Raw genomic sequence first — 21379 nt, 5'->3', positions numbered from 1 at the left:
TTTCCGTTCCTGTCGGGCAGGCCTCTTTCTTGCCTTCCCGCAGAGCCATCGCTCCCCCCGGATAGACGAAACGTAGATCCGGAGTTCCGAAGATGGCCTTTTCCTTCAAGAACATGACGATTGCCGCCACGGCTCTGGCTTGTGCCGTGACCTTTACCGCCCGCGCTGAGGCTGCCGAAAAAACTGATTTCAGGATTGCATGGACCATTTATGCCGGGTGGATGCCGTGGCCCTATGCGCAAGAGGTGGGGATCGTCAAGAAATGGGCCGATAAATACGGCCTCAAGATTACGCTTGTGCAGGTCAATGACTATGTTGAATCGGTCAATCAATACACGGCCGGCAAGTTCGATGGCGTGACCGTCGCCAATATGGATGCCCTGACTATTCCCGCGGCTGGCGGTGTCGATACAACCGCCCTGCTGGTAGGGGACTATTCCAATGGCAATGACGGGGTGGTTCTGAAAAAGGCGACATCACTGAAGGACATCAAAGGTCAGAAAATCAATCTGGTGGAGTTGTCCGTTTCTCATTACCTGCTGGCCCGTGCACTGGATTCAGTTAAGCTGTCGGAAAAGGACGTTAAAACCGTCAACACCTCTGATGCTGATATCGTTGGGGCTGCGGCCAGCCCGCATGTCACCGCCGTGGTGACCTGGAACCCGCAACTTTCGGAGGTGCTGAAGAACCCCGAGATGACCAAGGTCTTCGATTCCAGCAAGATCCCCGGCGAGATTATGGATCTGACCGTGGTCAACAGCCGGACTCTGAAAGACAATCCGAAGTTGGGCAAGGCTCTGGCGGGTGCCTGGTATGAAACCATGGCCCTGATGACCCGGAATGATGAGGCCGGCAAGGCCGCCCGCGCCGAGATGGCCAAACTGTCGGGTACCGATCTGCGTGGTTTCGAATCCCAGTTGAAAACCACTTTCCTGTATGCCGACCCTAAAGCCGCCGCGGCCTTTACGCGCAGCCCGGAGGCCTTCAAAGCCATGGATCTGGTACGGAGCTTCTCGTTCGAACACCACCTGCTGGGCGATGGCGCCCAGAGCAAGGATGCGGTCGGTATCAGCTTCCCTGGCGGGAAGGTGCTGGGCGACACGAACAACGTCAAGCTGCGTTTTGACGACACCTATGAGCAACTGGCGGCTGACGGCAAGCTGTAAGCATCGCCCGCCCCTGACGGAGAATGCTCATGGCGCGACGATTGATCAACCGGGATCCCGGAAAAATAGCACGGTTCTATCTGGGATTACTGCCCTTCATTGTCCTGATTGTGCTTTATGCCGCCGCGTCAGCGATGCGGCTGGCCGATAATCCTGCCGACAAGCTTCTGCCCAGCTTCACCGCGCTGGGGGAAGGCATCGCGCGGGTGGCCTTCCGGGCCGATCCCCGCACCGGTTCCGTGCTGCTGTGGGCCGATACGGCTGCCAGTCTGATGCGCATCGGCATCGGCCTGACGGTCGCCACAATTCTGGCGTTGCTGGTGGGTATCGCCAACGGCATCCTTCCCTATGTCAGGGCAGGGTTGTCGCCGCTGGTGGCGGTTATTTCCATGATCCCCCCGATGGCGGTGCTCCCCATTCTGTTCATCATCTTCGGGCTGGACGAGTTGTCGAAGGTGGTGCTGATCGTCATAGGCGTGGCTCCGTGTCTGATGCGCAACCTTCAGGCCCGCGTGGAGGAAATGCCGGGAGAGCAACTGATCAAGGCACAGACTCTCGGCGCATCGAGCTGGCAGATCATAGTGCGAGTGGTTTTGCCGCAGATGCTGCCGCGCCTGATCGAGTCCGTGCGGCTGTCGCTGGGACCGGCCTGGCTGTTCCTAATCTCGGCCGAGGCGATCGCGGCGGATGTGGGCCTGGGCTATCGCATCTTTCTGGTCCGGCGTTACCTCGCCATGGATGTGATCCTGCCTTATGTCGCCTGGATCACCTTTCTGGCTTTGCTGTGTGATCTTGGCCTGCGCCTGCTGAACCGCACCCTGTTTCCGTGGCTGGATGCCGGGAGGAGGAGCGTATGACCCAGGTTTCCATCTCCAATGTCTGGAAAGAGTATGATGGCCAGGTGATCCTGGAAAAGGTCAATCTGGAAGTCGCGCCCCATTCTTTCGTGTCCATTGTCGGCCCGTCCGGCTGCGGCAAATCGACCTTCCTGCGCATGTTGTTGAGCCAGGAAATCCCCAGCCGGGGTGAAATCCGTATCGATGGTGCACCGCTGCCCCCCGAACCGACCGAGGAACGTGGCGTGGTGTTCCAGCGCTATTCGGTGTTTCCGCATCTAACGGTATTGCAGAACGTCGCCTTCGGGCTGGAGATGAAGGCTGCCCCTGTTCTGGGCCGCCTGTTCGGCGCCAGCCGCCGTGCTCTGTTCGACCAGTGCCGCGAGATCATCACAGCGGTGGGGCTGGATCATGCGCGGGACAAATACCCCGCCCAGTTATCCGGTGGCATGCAGCAGCGTCTGGCCATTGCCCAGGCCTTGATCAAGAAGCCCAAGGTGCTGCTTCTGGATGAACCCTTCGGAGCGCTGGACCCAGGCATCCGTGCCGACATGCACGAGTTGATGCTGACCCTGTTCGAGGAAACCGGTCTCACTGTCTTCATGGTCACCCATGATCTGAAAGAAGCCTTTCATCTGGGCACCCGGTTGATCGCCTTTGATCACTACCGCACCCGCCCCGAAGAAAGAGGAGTTTATGGGGCGACGATCACCTTCGATCTGCCGCTGGAGCGGACCAGTTCGAAGCAGAAGACCGAAGCCATGAGCGTGTTGAAGGACAGGCTCGGCACCGCTGGTGAAAGCGAATTTTTCACTCACTGATTTCACTCTGGCCTGCCGGGACGACCCGGCCAGAAGCAAAAGGCCCTGTTCGGCGGGACGACCTGCCGGGGAGACAGAGGATTATGAATCAGGACGTTCTCTATCGGGATGTGATTCCCGGAGGCAAACACTGGTCCTTCACGCTCAAACGCGGCACCTTGCTGCGCCTGACCGATCTGGAGGGTGGGGCCAATGTCGGCATGCTGTTTTACAACCCCGCCAACCTGCTGGAGCGTTATAATGCGCCCGACAGCCTGAAGTGCCAGCACACCTTCAAGCTAACCCGCGGCAATTGCCTCTATTCCGATATGGGGCGGATTTTCTGCTCGATCATCGAGGATAGTCTGGGCTGGCACGACACGGTCTGCGGCAACAGCACCAGGTCCAGCGTCGCCCATAAATGGCAGCATGTGGATTACCAGACCGGTCATAATGACTGGACCCAGAATGGTCATGACAGTTTTCTGGTGGAAGGCGCGAAATACGGTCTGGGGCGGCGCGATCTGGCATCCAACGTGAACTGGTTCAGCAAGGTGGCCGTTGCCGCCGATGGAACTCTTCTTTTCGGCGCCACCCATTCCAGACCGGGCGCGCATGTGACGCTGCGCTTCGAGATGGATACGCTGGTTCTGCTGCATACCTGTCCGCATCCGCTTAATTCGTCAGCCAGCTATCCCCGCCGCCCGGTGGCCTATGAGCTTCTGAAAGCGGAGCCAGTCGCCGAGGATGATGCCTGCAAACATTTCCGTCCTGAAAATGAACGCGGTTTTGAAAACAACCGTCTCTATCACCTGTGTTCTTGTGGAATGGAGAGCTGAGCCATGATCAGGGAAAGCAATCTCGCACCGGAAAACGCCAGCTATCGCAGCACGGTCAAAGCCGGTGATTACTGGATGCATGTGGTCAAGGCCGGTCAGACGCTTCGCATTGTCGATCTTGAGGGCAACCAGTCTGCCGACACCCTGTTCTTTTCGGCGAAAGATCCGTCCGAGCGCTATTCGGCCGAGGATACCGTCCGTGAGCAGGGGAATGTCTATCTGACCACCGGCAGCAAGCTCTATTCCCAGGACGGCAATGTGATGCTCGAAATCCTCGCTGACACTGTGGGCCGCCACGATACTCTGGGCGGGGCCTGCGCCACCGAGTCCAACACGGTCCGCTATGCTCTGGACAAAAAGACCATGCATGCATGCCGTGATTCCTGGCTGCTGGCCGTGGCCGAGAACGATCATCTGGGCCTGACCAAGCGTGACATCGCCCACAACATCAATTTCTTCATGAATGTGCCGGTGACGCCCGAAGGCGGCCTGACCTTCGAGGATGGGCTGTCGGCACCCGGCAAATATGTCGAGATGATCGCGGCGATGGATGTGATCGTGCTGATCTCGAACTGCCCGCAGCTCAACAACCCCTGCAATGCCTACAACCCCACGCCCATCGAAGTGGTGGTGTGGGACGCGGCCTGACGAAAAGGGGTTTTCCATGTTCGATCATGTTCTGGTGGCCAACCGGGGTGCCATCGCTTGCCGCATTTTCCGCACGCTGAAAAAAATGGGCGTTGGCACGGTGGCCGTCTATTCCGAGGCCGATCGCCATTCCCGTCATCGCCTGATGGCCGATCAGTCGGTCTGCGTCGGTCCTGCACAGGTCTCCGGAAGCTATCTGGATATCGAGGCCATCATCGCCGCCTGCAAACAGACTGGCGCGCAGGCGGTGCATCCCGGTTACGGTTTCCTCTCGGAGAATGCCGCTTTCGCCAATCGTCTGGCCGAGGAAGGCATCCGTTTCATTGGGCCGTCCCCGGAGCACATGCGCATCTTCGGGCTGAAGCATACTGCCCGAGAAGCCGCTCAGGCCTGCGGTGTGCCGCTTTTGCCCGGGACCGGTCTGCTGCCCGATTTGCAGGCAGCCCATCAAGCCGCCACGCAGATCGGCTATCCTGTCATGATCAAGAGCACCGCGGGCGGCGGCGGCATCGGTTTGCAACTCTGCCGCAGCGCCGACGAACTGGGACCGCTGTTCGAAACGGTGCGCCGTCTGTCGGAAAGCAATTTCAAAGATGGCGGCATCTATCTTGAAAAATATGTCGCCCGGGCCCGGCATATCGAGGTGCAGATTTTCGGTGACGGTCAGGGCCATGTTGTGGCGCTTGGCGAACGTGACTGTTCACTGCAACGGCGCAATCAGAAAGTTGTCGAGGAAACACCGGCCCCCAATCTGCCCGCTGCTACCCGTGCCGCCATGATGGATGCGGCAATCAGGCTTGGTTGTCATGTCGCTTATGAATCAGCCGGAACGGTGGAATTCATTTATGATGATGAAGCCGATCAGTTCTATTTTCTGGAAGTGAATACCCGCCTTCAGGTCGAGCACGGCGTGACCGAGCAGGTTACCGGCGTGGATCTGGTGGAATGGATGGTGCGGCAGGCTGCGGGCGAACTGTCCGGTCTGAAAGCCCCCATGCCCCACGGGGCTTCAATTCAGGTCAGGCTGTACGCTGAAGATCCCGGCAAGGGGTTTCTGCCCAGTTCGGGCCGTCTGACCCATGTCGCCTTTCCCGCCGATGATGTCCGCGTGGATAGCTGGATCGAAAGCGGCACCGAGGTGACGCCTTATTATGATCCCATGCTGGCCAAGATCATCGTGACCGGTCAGGACCGTGCCGAAGCCCTGAGTAAGTTACAGGATGCTTTGGCCCATACCAGTGTTTACGGTATCGAGACCAATCTTGATTATCTGGCGACTATCGCCGCATCCGGGATGCTGTCCTCCGGCAAGGTCAGCACGCGGGCGCTGGGGGATTTTCCCTATCAACCCTCGACCATCGATGTGCTGGCCCCCGGCGCGCAAAGCAGCCTTCAGGATTGGCCGGGCCGTCTTGGTTACTGGGATGTCGGCGTGCCACCCAGTGGCCCGATGGATGCATTGTCCCATCGACTGGTCAACCGCCTGCTGGGGAACCCGTCAGAGGCCGCAACTCTGGAAATCACCCTGACTGGTCCCACCCTGCGCTTCAATGCCCCCACGGAGATCGCTCTGGGCGGGGCTGAGATGGACGTGACGCTGGACGGGCAGCCCGTGCCCTTCTGGCAGGTGATCAGGGTCGAGGCCGGGCAGGTGCTGACCATCGCGGCCGCGAGGCAGGCGGGCAACCGTGCCTATCTGGCGGTCCGTCATGGCTTTGATGCTCCGGTTTATATGGGAAGCCGCGCCACCTTTGCTCTGGGTCGTTTCGGCGGTCACGGCGTTGGCTGTCTGCGTACCGGCGATGTGCTGCGTCTGAACAGAAGCGGTGCCGGTCCCGTCCATGAAGCACCGCTCGACCCGACCCTGCGGCCCGCCCTGACCCGTGACTGGCGGATCGGCGTGTTGGTTGGCCCACACGGTGCTCCCGATTTCTTTACGGAAACCGACATCGCCACCTTGTTCGAGGCCGAGTACGAGGTGCATTTCAACAGCGCCCGCACCGGCGTACGGCTGATCGGTCCCAAACCCGACTGGGCCCGCACCGATGGCGGTGAGGCCGGGCTGCATCCCTCGAACATCCATGACAACGCTTATGCAGTTGGGGCGCTGGATTTCACCGGGGATATGCCGATCATTCTGGGGCCAGACGGTCCGTCACTGGGTGGCTTCGTCTGCCCGGTCACAGTGGCCTGCGCCGAGTTATGGAAAATCGGCCAGTTGAAGCCGGGCGACAAGCTGTCTTTCGTCCGGCTCGATATCGACCAGGCCGATGCTCTGCGCCACGCGCAGGATGCGGCCCTGAAGACCCTGCATGCTGTGACTGCGCCCGCCTTGGCCCCCCCCGCACTGGAAAGCCCGGTGCTGGCGCGTTTCCGCGAAGGCAATGAAGCCGTGCTGCTGCGTCAGTCGGGCGATGACAATCTGCTGGTGGAGTTCGGACCGCTTGAACTTGATCTGAGCCTGCGTTTTCAGGCCCATGCCCTGATGGAGAGGCTGAAAGCGGACAATCTGCCGGGACTGCTGGATCTGACACCGGGAATCCGTTCGCTTCAGGTTCATCTCGATCCCGACCGCCTGCCGATCGGCAGAATGCGTGGATTGCTGGCCGAGGCGATCGCCGATCTGCCGCCGGTCGATCAGATCAGCGTGCCGACCCGTACCATCCATATGCCGCTTTCCTGGGACGATGAATCGACCCGACTGGCGATTCGCAAATACCAGGATCTGGTGCGCCCTGACGCACCCTGGTGCCCGTCCAATATCGAGTTCATTCGCCGCATCAACGGGCTGGCCGATGAGCAGGCGGTCAAGGATGTGGTCTACAATGCCCGCTATCTGGTGCTGGGGCTGGGGGATGTCTATCTGGGCGCACCGGTGGCGACGCCGCTGGACCCGCGTCACCGTCTGGTCACCACTAAATACAATCCGGCCCGCACCTGGACCCCTGAAAATGCGGTCGGGATCGGCGGGGCGTATATGTGCATCTATGGCATGGAAGGTCCCGGCGGCTATCAGTTCGTCGGACGCACGGTGCAGGTTTGGAACACCCATCGCCAGACTGCCAATTTCCGGGATGGCAAACCCTGGCTGCTGCGTTTCTTCGACCAGATACGCTTCTTTCCCGTCTCGGCACAGGAACTGGCCGAAGCCCGCGATGCCTTCCCCTATGGCGGTTATGCGCTGAAGACGGAAGAATCAGTGTTCAGACTGGCGGATTACCACCGCTTTCTGGCTGAGAATGCCGACAGCATTGCCGCTTTCAAATCCCGCCAGCAGACTGCCTTCGAGGCCGAGCGTCAGCGTTGGAGGGAGCTTGGGCTGGCAGCCTATGTCTCCGAAGATGACGCGGCTGCCCCGCCTGAGGACGTTTCTGTCTTGCCGCCGGGTGTCATGACCGTGGACTCTCCCATTCCTGGCAATGTCTGGAAAGTTCTGGTTGAAACCGGTCACAAGGTTCAACCCGGCCAGGCTGTGGCCATTCTTGAATCCATGAAAATGGAAATGGAGGTTAAAGCCTCTGTCTCCGGCGTAGTGCGGGAAGTGCTGTGCCAGACGGGTAAAACCGTCCAGGCCGGGCAGCGTCTGCTGCTGATCGAGGAGGAAGCCTGACATGACGCTGAGCATGACCCTCGAAGGCATTCAGGCGTTTCTGGCGCAAGGCGGCACCGTTGAGCAGGTGGTCATCGAGGCCTATGACCGCATCACGCGCTATGGCGACAAGGCAGTATGGATCGCCCTGCGTCCCCGCGAGGAGGTCTTGGCGGAAGCGCGGGTACTGGATGCTTCCCCCGCAGCCGAGAAACCACTTTACGGTGTTCCTTTCGCCGTCAAAGACAATATCGACGTGGCCGGTTTGCCGTGCTCGGCTGCCTGTCCGGCTTTTACCTATGAACCGGATAGAGACGCGACGGTCGTGGCGCGGCTGCGGACAGCCGGAGCCATCGTTCTTGGCAAGACCAATCTGGATCAATTCGCCACCGGCCTGGTTGGCACACGGTCTCCGTTCGGGGCACCGCGCTGTGTGTTCGATCAGGATTATATCTCCGGCGGATCAAGTTCAGGCTCTGCTGTTGCAGTGGCGGCAGGGTTGGTGGCTTTCTCGTTGGGGACCGACACGGCTGGTTCTGGCCGGGTACCGGCAGCCTTTAACAATCTGGTCGGGGTGAAACCCACCAGAGGATTGCTCAGCACAAGTGGGGTCATCCCGGCCTGTCGCTCCCTTGATTGCGTCACCGTCTTTGCCGCTTCGGTGGCGGAGGGAACGTTGATCCGCCGGATCGCCGAGGGCTATGATGCGGCAGATCCGTACTCCCGTCCGTCGCAAAAGCGCAGACTGCCGCATGTCGGCCTCAGAGTAGGCGTTCCCCGACAGGATCAGCGGGAATTCTACGGCAATACCGCTTATGCCGCCCTTTATCAGCGTGCGCTGGATGAGATGATCTCCCTCGATGCAGAACTGGTCGAGATCGACTTCGCACCTTTCCGCGATGCTGCCAAACTGCTGTACGGTGGCCCATGGGTTGCGGAAAGGCTGGCGGCTGTTGGTGATCATCTGTCCCGGGCACCGGATTCTTTTGATCCGGTGGTACGGAGCATTGTCGAAAGTGCGCATACACTCTCGGCAGTGGATGCTTTCCGTGGCCAATACGAACTTGCAGCGCTGGCTCAACAGGCCAATGCCCAATGGGCCAAGGTGGATGTGCTGCTGCTGCCCACGGCCCCGACTATTTACAAGGTCGAGGCGGTGATGGCTGATCCTGTGCGCCTGAACAGCCAGTTGGGGTATTATACCAATTTCGTTAACCTGATGGATTGTGCCGCCATTGCAGTGCCGGCGGGTTTTACCGAAACGGGGTTGCCTTTCGGCGTTACTCTGGTGGGACCGGCTTTCAGCGACGATTCTCTGGCCCTGATAGCCGACCATCTCCATCGCCAACTGGAATCCAGCTATGGACGGCATCGTGTTTCTCTGCCCGATCCTGTGCTTCAGGAGACTGATCCGGAACAGATCGCGCTGGCTGTGGTCGGGGCCCATCTGTCCGGACAGCCGCTGCATTGGCAATTGACGGAACGCAATGCCACTCTGGTGGCACGGACCAGAACGGCGCCAGAGTACCGGCTTTATGCTCTGGCTGAGACCACCCCTCCCAAACCGGGGTTGGTGGCTGATCCTGAATTCACCGGGGATGGCATCGAAATCGAAATATGGAGCATGGATGCGGAAGCGTTTGGTACGTTTACCGCTTTGGTTCCGGCCCCATTGGCCATCGGTACTTTGCGTCTGGCCGATGGAACTTCTGTCAAAGGTTTCGTCTGTGAACCGGCCGGTCTGGTCGGAGCACAGGATATCACCCGCTTTGGAGGATGGCGTGCCTATTTGGCGCGGTAACCTATCACTTTTTGGGCAGAAATGTGGGATTCAGATCTGAAACGTGCATGTTCCATGCCCCTTAACGGCAGCAAAATCAGATTGGGTTAAGAAGGGGGAGTATTTTTTTCTAACGCACTAATGATATCCAGTCTTTCCCAAGCCAGCTTCTGAGCTTCTTCACGTGCATCAAATTCTTTCTGCATCCTGTCGGCCAGCACAGGAACGATAGTGGACAATAAATGGGAAAAAACATCCTCAAGGGATAGATTATCCTCTGATAAGGGTGTGGTATCCACTAAACCAGGAAGATCCCATTTTTCAGCAATTTTCTTGTTTGAGCTGGAAAAATGATTTCTAATCATCATTTGATTGGAAGGGTCCATTTGGGGATGCATTGCAGAAATCGGATAGCCAATTAAATCCAAGACGATTTCTTCTGACTGGCTCAGCTTCCTGTCTAATTGAGCAGTCACGAATTTCTTCATGGCATCGACAAGACAAGTCGTTTCGTTCACACGCATATCCGCCATTGAGAATGCAGCGGGTAAGTGCAGAACTTCCTGAAAATCCCGGATAACGCTTTTTGTCAGCCCATCATAAGAACGGAGGCGAATTTTAGCCAGTTTCTCAAGCTTTTCTAAGCGCTCTGTCAGCCATGTATAATCAAGAGGATATTCTTCAAGATTCTGAGTGAGTCTAGAAAGAACATAATCCTTAAATGTAAAAGAAAACTTTGATTTTAACCTTTCAATATAATTACTTTGAAGAAATTTTTCTTGTCTTCTTATGTAACAGATAATGATTATGTCGTCAAAAATTTGGTCAAGCGATTCTAAGAAACTGTTGAATATTCCGGGATTATAAAAAATGGCACTGGTGAATTCTTCACTTGAAATGATCGCGTTCAATGAAGATACGCTAAGCTCTTCTAGCAGGGCAGTGATATGTCCAGTGGGGTAATCGGGCTTATACATCTCCATGGCTGCGGCATGGTGTCCGCCATCATTTGTTAAACGCCCTTTTGTGGGGAAAAAATATCCTGCCTTACAAAAATCGCCGGCAGTCAGCGCTTTTTGCAAGGCGCTGGTTCCAGTCTTATGGGTGCCTATGTGAACGATGCAAGTACGATGATTCATGCAGAATTTTTGCAGACTTTTTACGATAACGCAATTCAATCACTAAAAAGTTATAATTTGTTATATTTGTCTATAGTTAAGGCATAACTATAGATTTAAAAATCTAATTACTTTTTATTTAAACTTGAACATAAGCATTTTCCCAAATGCACAGCTTGTTCAAAAACGGAGCGCCAGCAGCTCTAAGAGCTACCGATTGTAGCGCGCGTTTATTACAATCGCTGGCAGCCGGCCGAAAATGATGCAGGCGATAGAGGGCGTTTTTTAATGCTGTGTTGGGCTGCGTTAGGTGGATTTAAAAAGTAGCGCTACGGCTGTATTTTGTCATGGCCATGCTCTGGGGCGTCGCCAGGCAAGATGAATGAGCCCGCCAGACTGCTTGATTGATCGGTTATCGTTCGCAGGATGCTCTTTAAGCGGCAGATATTTTTCTCGTCTAAGCCGAATCTGTGACGCTTAAACGCTCGCCATACCGACGTGCGTCTTTCGTGTCAGCTGAAATCGCTTACTGAGGGGTGTCCGAGCGGTCTTCCAATGCTGCACGTCCTTCATCAAGGGCGGCTTTTTGTTCCTCATTCAGCACGGGCAGTTGCGGGTTAATTTCCTCCAGTGCTTCGATGATCGCCTCTTTCACCAGCAGCCGGGCGATTGGTTTACTGTTGGCTGGAATGACGAACCATGGTGCGGCTTTTCTGGCCGTGCCGATGATCGCCTTTTCATAGGCCCGTTGGTAGGCATTCCAGTATTGCCGTTCCTGTATGTCATCCACACTGAATTTCCAGTGTTTCGTCGGGTCGTCCAAGCGGGCGAGCAGGCGCTTGCGCTGCTCTTCCTTCGAGATATGCAGGAAAAATTTGCGTACTACGATGCCCTGACGGCCGAGATAGGATTCAAAATGACGAATATCGCGCAGACGGTTTTTCCAGAATGGTTTGCCGCGTAGTTCTTCTGGAATGCCGCTTTTGTCCAGCAGGTGAGGGTGTACGCGGGTGACCAGCACTTCTTCATAATGGCTGCGGTTGAAAATTCCGATCTCCCCACGCTGGGGTAGAGAGAGTGAAACGCGCCAGAGAAAATCATGATGAATTGCTTCCGGGCCGGGCTGTTTGAAAGATCTGACCTGCACGCCCTGCGGGTTCACGCCGGACATGACGTGGCGGATCGTGCCATCCTTACCGCCGGTATCCATTGCCTGAAACACGCAAAGCAACCCGTATGACTGGGATGAATACAGCCTTTGCTGAAGGTCAGACAGGCATTCTGTCCGCTCCGTCAGGTAATCGGTGATTTCCCGACGGGACAGATCGATCTCCGGCTTACGATCCGGGTCATGAGCGGCGAGCCTGAATTCCCGGCCATTATCAATCCGGCAGGTCGTGAGGAACTGCCGGACTGTTTCACTGATAGCGTCGCTCATGCTGTACGCCGGTGCATGGCAAGGGGGCCGGAAGCCTGATCCACAGACATGATCTCCATGCGATTGATGCTCACATGGGGCGGTAATGTCAGCAGCCAGGCCACCGTTTCAGCAATGTCTTCGGACATCAGCGGGCGCATGCCATCGTACACGGCTGTCGCCTTGTCAACATCCCCGTTGAAGCGGACCTGACTGAATTCTGAGCCAGAAGCGGCACCAGGTTCCAGATTGGTGACACGGATCCCGGTTCCGATCAGGTCAGCACGAAGATTGAGGCTGAACTGTTTTACAAAGGCTTTGGTCGCGCCATAGACGTTGCCGCCGGGATAGGGATAGGTGCCGGCGATACTGCCGATATTCACTACCAGCCCGTCATTCCGCGCCACCATGGCCGGCAGAATCGCGCGGGTAATGTGTATCAGCCCGCTCACATTGGTGGCCACCATCGTGTCCCACTGTGCCAGATCGGTCTGATGAGCAGGCTCCAGCCCCAGCGCCAGCCCGGCATTATTGACCAGTACGTCAATCTGCCGCCATTCCTCTGGCAGGGCATCAGGCAGGGCGGCGGTGGCAATGGGATCGGTTACGTCCAACCGGTAGGGTAGAACGGCTTCCCCCAGTTCAGCTTCCAGTGTTTCCAGCCGGTCAACGCGACGGCCTGCGGCAATGACGCGGTGACCGTCCCGGACGACACGGCGGGTGATGGCCTCACCGAAGCCGGATGTGGCACCTGTGACGAGAAGCGTTTTGCTCATGGTCTTTCTTATCTCCGTAGTCCGGTCGCTGTCTGTTTAGTGAGGCAGGGCAGGAATCAGCCGGATTGATACCGGGCAGTGATCGGATAATCCATCATTGCTGGCCGGTTGAATCAATTTCCCCGGAGGCGTGCGCGTCCAGGGAAGCTGATAACGCATCGCCTGACCCTCCGGTTTGGACGTGATGGCCGGGCCATACGTCATGACGCGCAGGCTTTCCGGGTCGATCCAGCTGCGTGCGGCGCCACCTGCCAGAATATGGTCGATAAAGGAGGCGCCATGGTGGCAGGGGTCGCGTCGGCCACCCGTCAGCAGCGTGAGCGGTGTCACCTGTTCCATCCGTTGCAGGACGTCATCGCCGGGATGAAGCCAGCGGTTGAAATCCCCCAGAATCAGAAAGGGAACACCCTCCCGTTTTCGTTCTGCGATCCATCCGGTCAGCGGAATGGTCTGGGCTTGTAAGGTTGCACAGGCTGGCCGCAGACTTCTGGCGAAAGCGTCGCGTCTGCAGCCGGCTTTCAGATGCACGGCCAGCAGCCGCAGCCTGCCGCCACCGGAGGAAGCTGGCAGATCCACCGTAATATCTGCTCCGCTGCGCAGATGGTGGGGCGCATGAGGACCATAGACATCCAGCCCCGACAGATCGGGGTTCGCTGTCACCATTAATCCACGCCGGACCACAAAGCCGACGCGTTGGGCCACCTTATCGCCGCTGAGATGAATCACATAGCGGTCGGGCGGGAACAAACGGCGCAAAATATCCGGGTTGGCCACTTCCTGTACGGCGATAATATCGGCATCCAGCAGGGTCGCATAATGACTCAGGCGGCTGATATCGTTCTCTGTGCGATGCGGCGCATCCGGAGGCAGCGTCGCCTCGCTGCCAGGCTCAGTCAGCCAGTCCAGGTTCCATGTCGCAATCTTCAGTCCGCCCGCAAATGGCGTTTTTACCAGAGAAGCCGGTTCTGCCGCTTCTCCCCTGGAAACAAGGGAAACGGTCGTTTGATCAGAGGGCGCCTTAAAAACAGGCACCTGTTTGTAGAAAAGCCACGTAACCAGAAAGAAGCCTGATATCAGAAGCGTTCGAAAGTGGAATGAACTATTTTTCATCATTTTCTTACTGAAATGCCTAAATCACGATCTCATTGAGGCAGGATGGCAAGGGCAAAGCGTTTTCTAACTGTAGTGTCATTTTACCCCGAGCGCCTGATTTTGGCATGCCCAACGCTTGTTATGACTGTTGAATGATACGGAGGCAGGATAAGTTGTATTTTTGCAACAGCATATGGCACGACACCTGCAATGGAGGAATGCGACACGATTTCTCAAGGAGACTTCCTTCATGCGTCATGCTCTTGCATCCATTTTGCTGGCGTCGGCGAGCATTCTGGCTTCTGGTGCGGCTCAGACAGCCCAGGCGGCTCAGGCGGCAAAGTGGACCGACAGCATCAAACTGGATGCGCAGCTTGATGGCGGCTTTGTCATCAACGGGAATACGCCAGATAATGGCGTCAATTTCGGCCAGCTGTTCACCGATCGCTCCAATCAGGCCACGCTGAACCAGGCGGCCCTGACGCTGCATCGTGACATCGACAGCACCAGTAAAGGGTATGATTTCGGTTTCAACCTGCAGCTTATCTATGGTTCGGACGTGCGTTACCTGCCGTTCCTGGGTGAGTTCAACAAGATGACCAGCGACCGCTACAAGCTGGTGCCGTTGCAGGCCAACGTTGCCGTGCATACGCCATGGCTGTTTGAAGGGGGTATCGACTGGAAAATCGGCCAGTACATTTCTCCAGTCGGTTTTGAAACGATCGATCCGGCAACCACACCTTTCTATACTCACTCCTATACATTCAACTTCGCCGTGCCCTTCCAGCACACCGGCTTCCTCAGCGTGTCGCATGTCTCGCCGATGGTAGATGTCTATTTCGGCGTCAACACTGGTAACTTCACCACCTTTGCCGGTGGCGACAATAACAGCCGCCCTTCCGGCGTGTTCGGTTTCCAGTTCAACAATCTGATGAATGGTAAGCTCAGTGTGTTGGCACTGACAAATATCGGCCCTGAAGGTGCGTCGCTTGCCCTTGGTCCGGATGTTGCCAACAGCTCATTGCGTTTCTTCGATGATATCGTTATCGGCTATAAGGCCACCGAGAAGACAACTCTGACGCTTGAACTGAATTATATGCGTGATGAAGTGATGAATGCGGAATCCTTCAGCACAGTCGGTTATTTTTCCCATGTCTTCAATGACCACTGGACCTTCAATGCACGTGCTGAAGTGTTCCGTGACATGGATAACTTCTTCATCGCCGGTTTCAAGGAAGCCAATGGCGGCTGGAAATCCATCAAAGGTCTGTCTACACCTCTGATCACCGCTCCCGGTCCGGGCACTTATGGCGACCTGACGCTGGGTGTAACCTGGAAGCCGAGCCTGCCGAAGCCGATTGCCGGTCTGATGCTGCGTCCGGAAGTCCGCTATGACCGGTCCCTGAACGGCGCTGGTTCCTTTGTTTACAGTGATACGAACCCCGTTGGGCATAACGGTCAGTTCCTGTTCGCTGCGGATGCCATTCTACAGTTCTGATCATTCCGGTCGTTTCGGAAAAGGCGGGCACCTCGGTGCTCGCCTTTTTTATGAAACGGGCTTTTCAGTCCTGTGCTTTTCGAAAAGGAGACAGCGTAGCCAGCGCTTCCATTTCTGCCTGCATGGCAGATTTTTCGGCCGCCAGATAGGAAGCAACGGCGTCCGACAGGCCGGGATGGGCAATCCAGTGCGCGGAGTAAGTGGGAACGGGTAGATAACCACGCTGGATTTTATGCTCGCCTTGTGCTCCGGCTTCGACACGGCCCAGCCCGTTAGCAATCGCGAAATCAAGAGCCCGATAATAGCATAATTCAAAATGCAGAAACGGGTATGAGTCCCGACATCCCCAATTCCGCCCGTACAGCGCATCGTCATCCATCAGATTGAGCGCGGCACCGGCCAGAGCATGATCCGATGACGCCGTCATCAATATGACAGCGTCTCCCAAACGTTCAGAGAGGGCGGTGAAGAATTCCCGGGTCAGATAGGCGTGCCCCCATTTGCGATCCACCGTATCCAGATAAAATGCGTAGAATGCATCCCAGTGCCATGGTTTGATGTCGTTACCGCGGAGCGTTTTGAACACCAGGCCTGCTTCATTGGCATCGCGCCTCTCCCGGCGAAGCTGCTTGCGTTTGCGGGATGACAACGCCCCCAAAAAATCGTCGAAGCTATGATAGCCGTTATTCTGCCAGTGATACTGGGTACCGATCCGGGACAGAAAGCCTAGCTGTTCCAGCGCCTGTGCTTCTTCCTGCTGGCAGAAGGAGACATGCACGGAAGAGAGTTCCAGTGCCTGACATGTCTGTATCAGTGCTTCACCCAGCATGCCGGGCAATAGACCGGGACGATGCAGCAGGCGAGGGCCGGGGACGGGGCTGAAGGGAACGCAGCTTTGCAGTTTGGGATAATATCGGCCACCCGCCTGCTGGAAGGCTTCGGCCCAGCCATGATCGAAAACATATTCGCCGCGGCTATGTGATTTGGCGTAGAGCGGCACGATCCCCACAATATCACCCGCCGGATCGGCCAGGCTCAGATGCTGTGGCAGCCAGCCATTTCGGGGCGCGACCGAGCCACTTTCCTCCAGTGCCATGAAAAAATCATGGCTGACGAAAGGATTGCGGCTCCCGGTGCAGGCATTCCATGCGGCGGCAGGGATGGAGGATGCGCTGCTATGCAGGCAGGCGGTCAGATCCAGCGACGTTTCCGGCTCCATACGCTCATCCACTTGCGGGGCAGTTCATATGGCATGTTCGTACGCCGTGGAAATGCGTCCTTTCCGGCGCAGGCTATGAAAGCTGAGCGCAGGTCAGGCGATTTCGAACAGACCTTCGACCTCGACAATAGCATTCCCAGGTAGCGAGGGAACCCCGATCGTGGCACGCGCATGGCGGCCCAGATCGCCGAATACCTCGACGGCCATGTCGGAGGCACCGTTCATGACCAGCGCATGCTGGGTAAATTCGGGCGCGGCGGCGATAAAACCACCCAGACGCACGACGCGGCGGACACGGTCCAGATCGCCACCGGTGGCAGCTTTCAGATGCACCAGCACGTTTATGAAACAGGTACGGGCCGCTTCAACGGCGTATTCGACACTCTGTTCCGGCAGACGCCCGGTATAGGCGATCTTGCCGTCTTTCGCCGGTACCTGTCCCGAAATCACCGCCAGAGAGCCAGTGACGACCCACGGCACATAATTCGCGATGGGAGCCATCGGTTCGGGCAGCACGATGCCGAGATCGGCAAGACGGTGTTCGATGGAATTGGCCATGGTGGTCTCCTCTGACGATGCACTGTTTTCAGATAGCGTAGCACACGACTTGTCTGCTTCTCTATGGCCCGCCTGTGCCCTGGTCTGGTTGCGTGCTGAAACGCGGGCAGTCAGCCATTAACCAGCCGCAGCCCACGCCTGCGGGATCGGGCAGAGACCTTGCTCATGTCATGCGGCAGATCCAGCGGCAGCAGGGGAGCGATGGTATCTTCATCCTGATTAGGCCCTTCGAGCACAGGGGCCGGGGTAACAGCCTGATGCGTATAGCTGGCGGCGAGATGACGTACGACATAATCCGGGATGGAAGTCGCGCGATCTACCGAAGGATCGCCCTCGACGGTGCCGGCCGGCCCGAAATCGGTCAGGGCCAGTGCCTCCACGAAGCGATCCAGTCTGACGCCATGTTGCAGACCGATGCTGATTGCCTGCGCCAGACATTCGGTCAGACCCCGTGCCGTGGGGCTATCCTTGGGAAGAGAGATAGAAATCTCGCCCAGTCGCCCATCTGCATATTCTCCCGTGCGGAGAAACACGGTGTGGCCGCCAACCGTTGCCCGCTGTGTATAGCCGCGCCGGCGTGCGGGCAGATCCTCGGCCTGAGCGGACAAGATCGGAGTGGTGGCGGCATCCTTGTCCGGTTCTGCTGCCGGACGGGCTTCCATCATATGGATGAAGGGTGCAACCGCATCATGCATGGCGATGCGGGCGGCGGTGTCGGCCGAGGGGAACACGCTCTCGCCCCGGATCAGCGCGGCAATGGCATCCTCGGCACGCAGGCCACGGGCCAGCAGCCAGTCCTGCGCGGATTCTGATAATATGCCTTCGCTGGTCAGGGGAGAGAAGCCGGGGGCAATGCCGCTGATGCGCACACCCAGCAGGGACTCTGCGATCTGCGGTGGCAGAATGGCGGTGGTGGCGCGGTGCCTCAGCCCGCCAAGTGGTGCGGTCTCGCAGGCCTGTCTTGCGGCTTCGGCCAGACCGGGCAGCGGGCAGGAGGCAGGCAGCTCGCGGGAGACGACACTGCTGGCGGCCTCTCCACCGCCCAGACTCCGTGCCAGAGTGGCGGAGGCGTGATCGGCGCAGGCACGGATGAAGGCGGTCAGACAGCGTGCGGTATCGCGAGCTTCCTGACTGGCATAGGCCAGCCCGGCCTTGTCGAGCAGTGCCGCCAGCCCGGTCGGGGCCACAGCGAGGCGGCGGGCGGAAGGAACCGCCAGCGTCAGCGCCAGCACGGCGTCGGAGACTGCCTGCCCCAAGGCTGCGACATCCAGACCATCGGTCCGAGTATAGAAAGCAGGCAGGTTGATCAGAAAGCTCGGCGGTGTCAGCGCATCTTCCTGCCCGGTCCAGAGCGAGACACCAGCCGTGCCGCGCCGGTCGCGCAGCATGGTGTGCAGGGAGGCGCCCAGCGTTTCATGCAATCCTTCCCGGCATGCGGCTTCGTCCAGGGGTGTGATCCAGCGATCAGCGGCCATCACGGTGTCGATACGGTGCCCGAACGGGGTGGGGCGTGCGGCACGGCCACGTTTTGGACGAGGGGGAGTCGCCATTTCCGTACACAGCGCCGCCAGGGCCGCAGCGGCATCGTCAGCCCATGACACCGGTATGCGGATGGCACGCGGATCATCATCCGGGCTGGGCGCTGCCAGTACATCGCGCATGCGGATGCCATGCCAGATGGACTGGCCATGATCGGCGTGATCGGCAGCCGGGACAGGGGAAGAAGGGCGCTTGTTCATACCCGTTATAGTAGGTCCGGCTCCGCTTGATCGGGAGTCTATTTTGCGTTGGATAACGGGGATGAACACAAAATCCTGTGGGTAAGGGTGGGGACATCTTCGGGAATGTTGGGGGAAATTGTCTATGCGGCAACAGAGCGGGAAAGCCCGGTAAAGTCAGTGGACCAGCGCCAAGGAGCAGATTATAAAGACGGTATGAACTTCGACACATGGCTGTTCACAAAGCTTCGTGGCCGTCTGGTCGGCGAGGATTCCGCCGGGAATCGCTATTACGAGGATCGTAAGAAGCGCCCTGACCAGCCGCGCCGTCGTCGTTGGGTCGCCTATAAAGGCGCGCCGGAGGCCACCAAGGTGCCGCCGGAATGGCATGCCTGGCTGCATTTCATCACCGATGAGCCGTTGCCGATGACCCATAAACCGTGGGTCCGCCCGCATCGCCCCAATCTGACCGGCACGCCCTTGAGCTACCGGCCGCCGGGCCATGATTATAGCGGCGGCCAAAGAGCGCGCAGCAGCGGCGATTATGAGGCCTGGACGCCCGGATCCTGATCCGGCTGTCCCGAGGTGGCCGCCTTGGTTGACGCGGTCTCCCTTGACGGCCATCACCACCTTGATCAGTACAGCGAAGGTCGCACCATGCGCCGTCGTGATGCGTTGTGACCGCAAATTGTCTGTCTGGCGTCGGGGAATGACTGCATGGCATCGCGTAACTCAGCCGAAATCATCGTCGGAGCGGCCATTCTGGCTGTGGCGGGAGGATTTCTGACCTATGCCATGGCCAACTCGGGACGCACTTCCGTCAGCGGCTATCCGCTGACCGCACAGTTCGAGAATATTGCCGGGCTGACAGCCGGATCGGATGTGCGTATGGCCGGGGTCAAGATCGGGACGGTAGAAAAGACCTCCCTTAATTCTAAAACCTTTCAGGCTGTCGTGACCTTGCGGGTTCGTGACGATATCCATCTGCCAAAAGACAGTGCCGCCCAGATTCTGAGCGATGGATTGCTGGGATCTCAATATCTCGGCCTGTCTCCCGGCGGGGATGAGCAGGCGATTCCGCCGGGTGGACAGATCACCATCACCACGCCCTCGGTCAGTCTGGAGGAGGAGCTGGGCAAATTCGTGTTCAGCGTGGGTGATCTTGTGACCGAAATTAAAAAGAATCCGGCCATGCAGGGTAATCCCCCCCTGGCAAAGCAGCCTGCGGACCGGAAAGGCGGAGGGGCGATCAAGCCGCTGGAGTAATCATGATCCTGGTCATGTCAGATATGGCCCCGGAAAGGAGAGCCTTCAGTGGCCGTTGATCCTGACCCTGATCTAGTCTCCCAAGCGCTTCCTGATTGGACCGCACCTGACGGGGCGCCAATCACGTGCGCAGAAAAACGCCGTGTTCTGGCGGACAACCATGAGGAACTGGCGCAGGTGATGCAGGATGCTTATGAGGATGCCATCCTGATGGGGGTTGACCCCGACATGTTCAGGCGCAGCCTGCTGGATATGGTCCAAGCGTTGAAAAGCCCCTTTCATGACTCGTGACAAACGGATGCGTGCGTACCGGATGGCCGGTTGTATGGTGCTGGCGCTCTGCATGGTGGCAGGGACGCATGCCTATGCTCAGCCGACCTCGTTGCAGGATCGTCGGCCCCTTCCGAAATCCCCCTCCGGCAGCGCACCGGTCGATTCCATGCCGCATTACGATGATCCGAATGATACGGGTTTCAACGCAGGCACGACCGCCAGACCGGTTTCGCCGCCGGTCACTTCCCCCCGGATTGTGCCTCTGCCGGCGGATCCGGAGACGAGGCCTGACATCCCTTCTTCCTCCGGTGAGGGAGATTTGCCCGATACACCCGGCTCCCAGCCCGGCACCAGGCCGGATAATCCCACCGATAAAACACCTGAAGGGAATGCGGCTGGTGATGCCCAGCCTCCGGCTGCGGCGGCAAATCCGCTCTCGGCCTATCCCTGGCAGCCGGGCCATAGCGTACAGCTCCAGATTCTGGAAAAGCTCAGTGATCGCGTGTCCCGTGTCACACTCAAGGATGGAGATCGTCACACGATCGGTCATCTGACAGTTGTGATGCGCAACTGCCTGAAACATGCGGCAGAGGCGCCTCAGGATTTTGCCGCATGGCTCGACATCACCGCCGATACGGAGGGCGCCCCACGCTTTTCCGGCTGGATGCTGGCAAAGGAGCCATGGGTGGCCGTGTATGAAAGCCCCCTGTACGATGTGCGTGTTATGCACTGCGACTGACGGGAAGATGACCCGGCCCGGTATGAATCGGGTTTTCTTCAGATGCT

Annotated in this window: 19 protein-coding genes; 12 read left to right on the top strand and 7 right to left on the bottom strand. The window is 57.9% G+C overall.

Going from position 1 to position 21379, the window contains the following annotated elements:
- The first annotated feature begins 92 nt into the window (after positions 1 to 92).
- From GbCGDNIH6_RS08830 to atzF, 7 genes are all read left to right on the top strand, one after another.
- Entirely contained in the window at positions 93 to 1166 is a 1074-nt protein-coding gene (locus GbCGDNIH6_RS08830; RefSeq protein WP_072563615.1) for a putative urea ABC transporter substrate-binding protein, read from the top strand.
- A 29-nt stretch (positions 1167 to 1195) separates the two neighbouring features.
- On the top strand, positions 1196 to 2023 hold the full coding sequence (locus tag GbCGDNIH6_RS08825; protein ID WP_232449774.1) for an ABC transporter permease: 828 nt from the start codon (positions 1196 to 1198) through the stop codon (positions 2021 to 2023).
- On the top strand, positions 2020 to 2823 hold the full coding sequence (locus GbCGDNIH6_RS08820) for an ABC transporter ATP-binding protein (protein ID WP_072563613.1): 804 nt from the start codon (positions 2020 to 2022) through the stop codon (positions 2821 to 2823). Before GbCGDNIH6_RS08825 ends, GbCGDNIH6_RS08820 begins: the two co-directional genes overlap by 4 nt.
- A gap of 83 nt (positions 2824 to 2906) precedes the next feature.
- Positions 2907 to 3641, top strand: coding sequence for an urea amidolyase associated protein UAAP1 (locus tag GbCGDNIH6_RS08815; protein ID WP_072563612.1), 735 nt, complete (start codon positions 2907 to 2909; stop codon positions 3639 to 3641).
- 3 nt (positions 3642 to 3644) lie between these two features.
- Positions 3645 to 4289 (top strand): urea amidolyase associated protein UAAP2, encoded by a 645-nt coding sequence (locus GbCGDNIH6_RS08810; RefSeq protein ID WP_025287131.1) that lies wholly within the window; start codon positions 3645 to 3647, stop codon positions 4287 to 4289.
- A gap of 16 nt (positions 4290 to 4305) precedes the next feature.
- Positions 4306 to 7899 carry an urea carboxylase gene (gene uca, locus GbCGDNIH6_RS08805; RefSeq protein WP_025287130.1) on the top strand — a complete coding sequence of 1198 codons (3594 nt, stop codon included), beginning with the start codon at positions 4306 to 4308 and terminating at the stop codon, positions 7897 to 7899.
- A 1-nt stretch (position 7900) separates the two neighbouring features.
- Positions 7901 to 9679 (top strand): allophanate hydrolase, encoded by a 1779-nt coding sequence (gene atzF, locus GbCGDNIH6_RS08800; RefSeq protein WP_072563611.1) that lies wholly within the window; start codon positions 7901 to 7903, stop codon positions 9677 to 9679.
- Positions 9680 to 9765: 86 nt separating this feature from the next.
- On the opposite strand, the gene GbCGDNIH6_RS08795 is transcribed toward atzF, so the two are convergent.
- The 4 genes from GbCGDNIH6_RS08795 to GbCGDNIH6_RS08780 all read right to left on the bottom strand — a co-directional run bounded on the left by GbCGDNIH6_RS08795 (position 9766) and on the right by GbCGDNIH6_RS08780 (position 14001).
- The gene (locus tag GbCGDNIH6_RS08795; RefSeq protein WP_157692398.1) at positions 9766 to 10797 is read right to left on the bottom strand and encodes a hypothetical protein; all 1032 of its coding nucleotides are present in this window, start codon (positions 10795 to 10797) and stop codon (positions 9766 to 9768) included.
- 505 nt (positions 10798 to 11302) lie between these two features.
- Positions 11303 to 12214, bottom strand: coding sequence for a polyphosphate kinase 2 family protein (locus tag GbCGDNIH6_RS08790; protein ID WP_072563609.1), 912 nt, complete (start codon positions 12212 to 12214; stop codon positions 11303 to 11305).
- Positions 12211 to 12969, bottom strand: a complete 759-nt coding sequence (locus GbCGDNIH6_RS08785) for an SDR family NAD(P)-dependent oxidoreductase (RefSeq protein WP_025287126.1) — start codon at positions 12967 to 12969, stop codon at positions 12211 to 12213. Before GbCGDNIH6_RS08785 ends, GbCGDNIH6_RS08790 begins: the two co-directional genes overlap by 4 nt.
- Before the next feature lie 36 nt (positions 12970 to 13005).
- Positions 13006 to 14001, bottom strand: a complete 996-nt coding sequence (locus GbCGDNIH6_RS08780) for an endonuclease/exonuclease/phosphatase family protein (protein WP_025287125.1) — start codon at positions 13999 to 14001, stop codon at positions 13006 to 13008.
- A 310-nt stretch (positions 14002 to 14311) separates the two neighbouring features.
- Between GbCGDNIH6_RS08780 and GbCGDNIH6_RS08775 the strand changes: the two genes are divergently transcribed.
- Positions 14312 to 15559, top strand: coding sequence for a porin (locus GbCGDNIH6_RS08775; protein ID WP_025287124.1), 1248 nt, complete (start codon positions 14312 to 14314; stop codon positions 15557 to 15559).
- A 64-nt stretch (positions 15560 to 15623) separates the two neighbouring features.
- Here the strand turns inward: GbCGDNIH6_RS08775 and GbCGDNIH6_RS08770 are convergent, their stop codons facing one another.
- From GbCGDNIH6_RS08770 to GbCGDNIH6_RS08760, 3 genes are all read right to left on the bottom strand, one after another.
- Positions 15624 to 16778 (bottom strand): GNAT family N-acetyltransferase, encoded by a 1155-nt coding sequence (locus GbCGDNIH6_RS08770; RefSeq protein ID WP_072563608.1) that lies wholly within the window; start codon positions 16776 to 16778, stop codon positions 15624 to 15626.
- A 93-nt stretch (positions 16779 to 16871) separates the two neighbouring features.
- Entirely contained in the window at positions 16872 to 17336 is a 465-nt protein-coding gene (locus GbCGDNIH6_RS08765) for a RidA family protein (protein WP_072563607.1), read from the bottom strand.
- 110 nt (positions 17337 to 17446) lie between these two features.
- Positions 17447 to 19075 (bottom strand): TSCPD domain-containing protein, encoded by a 1629-nt coding sequence (locus GbCGDNIH6_RS08760; RefSeq protein WP_072563606.1) that lies wholly within the window; start codon positions 19073 to 19075, stop codon positions 17447 to 17449.
- Between the two features lie 105 nt (positions 19076 to 19180).
- On the opposite strand from GbCGDNIH6_RS08760, the gene GbCGDNIH6_RS08755 reads away from it, so the two are divergent.
- The 4 genes from GbCGDNIH6_RS08755 to GbCGDNIH6_RS08740 all read left to right on the top strand — a co-directional run bounded on the left by GbCGDNIH6_RS08755 (position 19181) and on the right by GbCGDNIH6_RS08740 (position 21332).
- Positions 19181 to 19624 carry an NADH:ubiquinone oxidoreductase subunit NDUFA12 gene (locus GbCGDNIH6_RS08755; RefSeq protein WP_095413405.1) on the top strand — a complete coding sequence of 148 codons (444 nt, stop codon included), beginning with the start codon at positions 19181 to 19183 and terminating at the stop codon, positions 19622 to 19624.
- A gap of 147 nt (positions 19625 to 19771) precedes the next feature.
- Complete coding sequence (gene mlaD, locus GbCGDNIH6_RS08750; protein WP_072563605.1) at positions 19772 to 20320, top strand: outer membrane lipid asymmetry maintenance protein MlaD; 549 nt, start codon at positions 19772 to 19774, stop codon at positions 20318 to 20320.
- A 48-nt stretch (positions 20321 to 20368) separates the two neighbouring features.
- The gene (locus tag GbCGDNIH6_RS08745) at positions 20369 to 20611 is read left to right on the top strand and encodes a hypothetical protein (protein ID WP_072563604.1); all 243 of its coding nucleotides are present in this window, start codon (positions 20369 to 20371) and stop codon (positions 20609 to 20611) included.
- Positions 20601 to 21332, top strand: a complete 732-nt coding sequence (locus GbCGDNIH6_RS08740) for a DUF2155 domain-containing protein (RefSeq protein WP_157692397.1) — start codon at positions 20601 to 20603, stop codon at positions 21330 to 21332. The genes GbCGDNIH6_RS08745 and GbCGDNIH6_RS08740 overlap by 11 nt, the downstream gene beginning before the upstream one ends.
- The last annotated feature ends 47 nt before the right edge of the window (positions 21333 to 21379 follow it).

The organism is Granulibacter bethesdensis, from assembly GCF_001889525.1.
Taxonomy (GTDB): domain Bacteria; phylum Pseudomonadota; class Alphaproteobacteria; order Acetobacterales; family Acetobacteraceae; genus Granulibacter; species Granulibacter bethesdensis_C.
The sequence above is the reverse complement of the archived record's forward strand: the minus strand, read 5'-3'. Positions and strand labels throughout refer to the sequence as shown.